Source organism: Pleurocapsa sp. CCALA 161, assembly GCF_003003995.1.
Lineage (GTDB): Bacteria > Cyanobacteriota > Cyanobacteriia > Cyanobacteriales > Xenococcaceae > Waterburya.
Genome location: NZ_PVWF01000201.1, coordinates 1 through 5,316, shown reverse-complemented (window position 1 = coordinate 5,316; position 5,316 = coordinate 1). Strand labels below are relative to the sequence as shown.

Sequence of the window (5,316 nt, the reverse complement as noted above, 5' to 3'; positions counted from 1 at the left end):
GTTGGTGCTTTATACAATTCTCAGCAAGATTTAATCAAAAGGGCTAAAGTTCTCCCTCAACTAGAACAAAAAGACCGTGAACTAGTGCGTCAGGCAGAATCGGCTGGTAAAACTTATGAGACTTTGCTCAACAATTTACAAGAAGCAACAATCGCTGCCAATAGTAAAAGCGGTAATGCTGACGTGGTTGAATATGCTGCCGTACCTGACAAAGGTAACTCAGGTAGAGCTGTCTTAATGGGGATGGGCTTAATCATGGGTGCGTTTCTCGCCAACTTGTCAGTTATTTTGCTGGAGATGCAGGATCGCTCAATTAGCTCTTTAGCTGAAATTAAAAAGAAATTCCCCTATCAAACTGTTGGTATAACTCGTTTAGAACCTCCTATGTATCAGGGTAAGATTGTGACGAGGGACGAGCCTGATTCTTTCTCCAGCGAAGTCTATCGAATGATCCAGGCTAATCTGAAGTTTTTGACTAACGATAAGCCACCCAAAGTAATTTTAGTTACCAGCTCCGTTCCTGAAGAAGGTAAGTCTACAGTAACGGCTAATTTAGCAGCTGCAATTTCTCAACTAGGACGTAGTGTATTATTGGTGGATGCGGATCTGCGTCGTTCTTCTCAACATCATCTTTGGGGTGTAGACAATCAAAAGGGACTCAAAGACATTGTCGTCGATAACGTTAGTCCCTTATCTGTGATTAGGCAACCAATGCCGAAGCTAAGCTTGTTAACTAGTGGAATGGTTGAATCTAATCCTCTAGCCATTCTAGATTCGCCTAAAATGAGTGATTTTATCGGTCGTTCTCGCCGTGAATACGATCTTATTTTGATTGATGTTCCTCCCTTACCTGTAACGGCTGATGTTTTGACTGTTAGCAAGCTGGTGGACGGCATTTTATTCGTGACTCGACCAGGAATTGTGGAACATGAAAGCGCTGAACTGGCTCAGGAAGCTTTGGCTACCACTGGGCAGAAAATTTTAGGTATGGTGGTCAATGGGGTCAAAGCAAACGAATTTGACCGTTATTCTTATCATGGACGATATGGGAAAAAATATTTTGAAAAAGGCAATGTTCAGTATGAAAGTCAGAACAACTTGAATGGTTCTCAAAACTTGTCTAATATGCCCGAAGGAAATAATGCTAACAGTAGCGTTAGTCGGGCTAAATTATAAATTATAAATATGTCTGTAAAATGAGACAAGATTTGGTTAGTGGCAATGTAGAGATAATTTGCGCTATTACGTGACCATTAATTTGTAATTTGATTGATTATGGTGATGGAGTTGAGATTGAGACGCGATCGTGTAAGATCGACTTCTCAGCAGATTTACTAATTTTTGCCACCATCAGACTAACTTGCGAATATGACTTTACAACTACGCGTTTATGTTCCAGAGCATCCTTTGATCAAACACTGGCTAGCGGTAGCTCGTGATGTCAATACGCCATCAATACTATTTAAAAGTGCAATGTCCGAATTAGGTCGATGGTTAGCCTATGAAGCAGTGAGAAATTGGTTGCCTACTATAGATACCAGCCTCCAAACCCCTTTAGCTCAATGTTCAGGAACTTTTGTCAATCCAGAAGTTCCTATGGGGATAGTGCCTATTGTGCGTGCTGGGTTAGCGTTGCTAGAGGAGGTGCAGAAGGTGTTGCCCTTAGCTTCAGTTTATCATTTAGGTTTGGTGCGAAACGAATCTTCCTTAGAGCCAAGCTGCTATTTAAATAAGCTACCAGAAAAATTTGACGAGGAAACAAGAATAGTCATTTTAGAGCCTATGTTAGCCACAGGAGGATCGATTATGCTGGCAATGCAGGAAGTCACTAAGCGAGGCATCAAGCCAGAGTTAATCAGGATTATTGCGATTGTAGCTGCTCCTCCCGCCCTCAGACAGCTTAGTGAAAATTACCCTGGGGTAGAGATTTATACGGCTATGATTGACGAAGGATTAAACAGCAAAGGATATATTGTTCCAGGTTTAGGGGATGCAGGCGATCGCGCTTTTGGCACATAAATAAGGCGTAAAATAATTATAGGCACTATCAAAAAGATTAAATCGTTATGAGTCAACAAAATGGTTTTGGGAGTGGATTTGTCTTAGGTTCGCTCATTGGTGGAGTAGTAGGTGGCGTTTTAGGTACAGTTATAGCCACCCGCAAGGAAAAGCAAATTGTAGGAACAGGTACCTATCAGTTACAAACTGGGCAAGAAAGATCTTTGGAGACAGAAGAAAGTATCGAACTTGCCCGACATGGTTTAGAAGATAAAATTGCTCAACTCAATTCAGCAATTGATGATGTTAGACAGCAGTTGGGAACAGTTAAAGCTTCTTCAGAGCAAGATTAACTTTGGTTTGGGGTAGAGAAAAATAATTGCTTGTCAATTACCCAAATTTACAAATGTAAAATTAGTTTTTTAAATCAAGAGATTTTGAAGCATAATCAATTGTTAATAACAAAATTAAATAATCACCAGATTAGCTGTTATTAATAGCTGCCAAAGCAAAATTACCAAATATTATTAGCAAATTGGCGTTAACCATCGGCAATTAAGCAGAGTGTTTAAACTAAAGTGGAGCAAGCAAGTAATTTAAAATCACCACCTAACAACCAGGAATTGACGGAATTTGATCGCAATTTAGTCGCCACCTATTATCAAAGAGGTAGGACTAATCTCAAGCTGAAAAATTATCAGGCGGCGCTTCAAGATTTTAGCACTGTTCTGGAAATCGACCCGCAAAACGTCAAGGCTTATTTAATTCGTGGCTATACCTACGGAGAAATCAAAGATTTTGACCAAGAAATTGCTGACTATAGTGCAGCAATTGCTCTGAATCCTAAATTAGCAAAAGCTTATCGTGGTCGAGGCTATGCTTATGGTATTTTGCAACAATATCAACAGGCGATCGCCGATCTTAATCAAGCATTAGAGCTAGATCCTCAATATGTTCAAGCATACTTTAATCTTGGCTGTATTCATCATCTCGTAAAACAGCATCATCTTGCTATTGCCAATTTTACTCAGGTAATTAACTTAGAACCACGCAACGCTCAAGCTTATTATCATCGAGGTAATATTTATCAATATCTAGATGATGATCGAGCAGCAATTAATGATTTTACCCAAGTAATTGTTGACAATCCCGATCATGCTCAAGCCTATCGCAGTCGCGCACAGACCCATTTTAAGCTAGAAAACTATCGCAACGCCATTATTGACTATAGCCAAGCAATTTTCCTCGATTCCCAAGATTGGCAATCCTTCTACTACCAGGGACATTCTTATCGTCAGCTAGGAGATTATCCCAATGCTTGGGCAAGCTATAGTGAGGTAATTAAAATGAAACCGCGATTAGCTAGCGTTTATAAGGATCGCGGCTATGTCTGCGGTAAACTCAAAGACTTTAACGGAGCGATCGCCGATTATACTCAAGCAATTAAATGTGACCCAAAACAGTCTGGCAATTACTATCATCGGGGTAATGCTTATAATTTCCTGCAACAATATCAGCAGGCGATCGCCGATTACACCAAATGTGTTGAGCTAGATCCCAATCACAACCAGGCTTATTTTAATCGAGGTGTTAGCTATAATTCACTGCAAGAACATTATCAAGCAATTGATGATTATAATTTGGCGCTGACTATCAAGTCTCAATCTCCTATAATTTATAACAATCGCGGCATTGCTTATCAACAGCTCAAGCAATATCAAAAAGCGATCGCCGACTATACCCAGGCAATTTTTTTTGACTCTAATTATGCTGATGCTTACTACAACCGAGCTTTAGTTTACCATCTGCTCGAAAATCGGCAAAAATCCTTAAAAGACCTAACTACAGCCCAGAATTTATTTTTGAAACAGAAAAAGGTTAAGCTAGCACAACGAGCTGCCAGCATGATGCAACAATTAGAGCAATTAGAGCAATGAGCAGTAAATTATAGAGTCGGCAATCACGCAAACTACAATGCAGAAATAAATATCTTGTTAATGCCCGCCGAAAAGTAATTAGTAAAGTAATCAGTAATTAGTAATATGGCTAAAGAATGGGAATCGTCAGATTATCAAGATGCTCTGACAGAGTTGAGCCTCGAACTACAGCAAAATCCCGACGATATTGATGCCTATTATGCTAGAAGTGAACTGTACTATAGCCTAGAAGACTACGATGCAGGGATCAAAGATCTCAACGCGATTCTGCAACGCAATAGTCAAGATGCTCTAGCCTATATGTTTCGTGGCTATGGTTACGGACAGTTGCATAATTATCAGCGAGCAATTGATGACTACAACACTGTCTTAGATCTATCTCCCAACTATGCTAAAGCCTATTTTAATCGCGGTACTGCCTACTATAACTTAAAACAATATTCTCAAGCCCTGCTCGATTTCGATCTGGCGATTAAACTTAATCCTAGCTATGGGGAGGCTTACTACAACCGCGCGATCGTCCAGAATCAATTAGAACAATACTCTCAAGCGATCGCCGACTACACTGAAGTAATCCGTCTTCAGCCAAATGATCAAGCAGCTTACTATAACCGAGGTAACACTTACAACAAAGTCAAGCAATACCCTCAAGCCCTAGCAGATTATAATCAAGCAATTGCCCTTAAACCTGAAGATTTAGAAGCTTACTATAATCGAGCCAATGTCTATCATAAAACTCAAGCCTATCCCCAAGCGATCGCTGACTATAACCACATAATTAAATTTAATTCCCGTCACGCTCCAACCTATTACAATCGAGGCACAACTTATTTAGCAATTCAGGATTTTACCAAGGCGATCGCCGATTTCAATCTGGCAATTTCCCTTAATCCCAACTATGCTGAAGCCTATTACAATCGTGCAGTGGCATTTAACAAACTGGGTGAATATCAAAAAGCGATCGCCGATCATCAACAGGCAATCAAGCTTAAGCCTAACTATGCCGAAGCCTATGGCAACATGGGGTTAGTCTATCAAACCTTGGGAGATACACGCCAGGCAATTAAACATCTAGAATGTTCAGCAACCCTATTTAAACAGCAAAATAACCAAGTCTTATATCAATATGTGGAAGATAAATTAGTCGCCCTGCGCGCAAAATAGGCTAATACTTGAGATTATCAATGAACAATGAACAATGAACATTGAACATTGAACAATTGATTAATCAGGTTTAAGACCTCTTCGTTCACGAAGAAATAAACAGAAATTTTTTCCTTAATAACAATCCTCTTTTTTTAAAAAACGTGAGTTCGACGAAAAAATTAGAAACAAAGAAAGGCTGAGATGTAAACTCAGAATAAGCAAAAATACTGAGTAT

General features: G+C 39.6%; 5 protein-coding genes. All 5 read left to right on the top strand.

Annotated features, from left to right (window positions below; genetic code table 11):
* Window positions 1–1,176 (top strand): CpsD/CapB family tyrosine-protein kinase (locus tag C7B62_RS24290; protein ID WP_146132203.1); only part of this gene is annotated, 1,176 nt, incomplete at its 5' end.
* A gap of 192 nt (window positions 1,177–1,368) precedes the next feature.
* Window positions 1,369–2,019 carry a uracil phosphoribosyltransferase gene (gene upp, locus C7B62_RS24285; RefSeq protein WP_106243800.1) on the top strand — a complete coding sequence of 217 codons (651 nt, stop codon included), beginning with the start codon at window positions 1,369–1,371 and terminating at the stop codon, window positions 2,017–2,019.
* 47 nt (window positions 2,020–2,066) lie between these two features.
* On the top strand, window positions 2,067–2,351 hold the full coding sequence (locus tag C7B62_RS24280; protein WP_106243797.1) for a hypothetical protein: 285 nt from the start codon (window positions 2,067–2,069) through the stop codon (window positions 2,349–2,351).
* A 225-nt stretch (window positions 2,352–2,576) separates the two neighbouring features.
* The gene (locus C7B62_RS24275) at window positions 2,577–3,935 is read left to right on the top strand and encodes a tetratricopeptide repeat protein (RefSeq protein ID WP_106243793.1); all 1,359 of its coding nucleotides are present in this window, start codon (window positions 2,577–2,579) and stop codon (window positions 3,933–3,935) included.
* Between the two features lie 105 nt (window positions 3,936–4,040).
* Window positions 4,041–5,099 carry a tetratricopeptide repeat protein gene (locus C7B62_RS24270; RefSeq protein ID WP_106243788.1) on the top strand — a complete coding sequence of 353 codons (1,059 nt, stop codon included), beginning with the start codon at window positions 4,041–4,043 and terminating at the stop codon, window positions 5,097–5,099.
* Window positions 5,100–5,316 lie beyond the last annotated feature (217 nt).

Excerpts from the sequence above, each read along its gene's own strand:
- upp (WP_106243800.1), top strand. The coding sequence starts at position 1,369 with ATGACTTTACAACTACGCGTTTATGTTCCAGAGCATCCTTTGATCAAA.
- C7B62_RS24280 (WP_106243797.1), top strand. The coding sequence starts at position 2,067 with ATGAGTCAACAAAATGGTTTTGGGAGTGGATTTGTCTTAGGTTCGCTC.
- C7B62_RS24270 (WP_106243788.1), top strand. The coding sequence starts at position 4,041 with ATGGCTAAAGAATGGGAATCGTCAGATTATCAAGATGCTCTGACAGAG.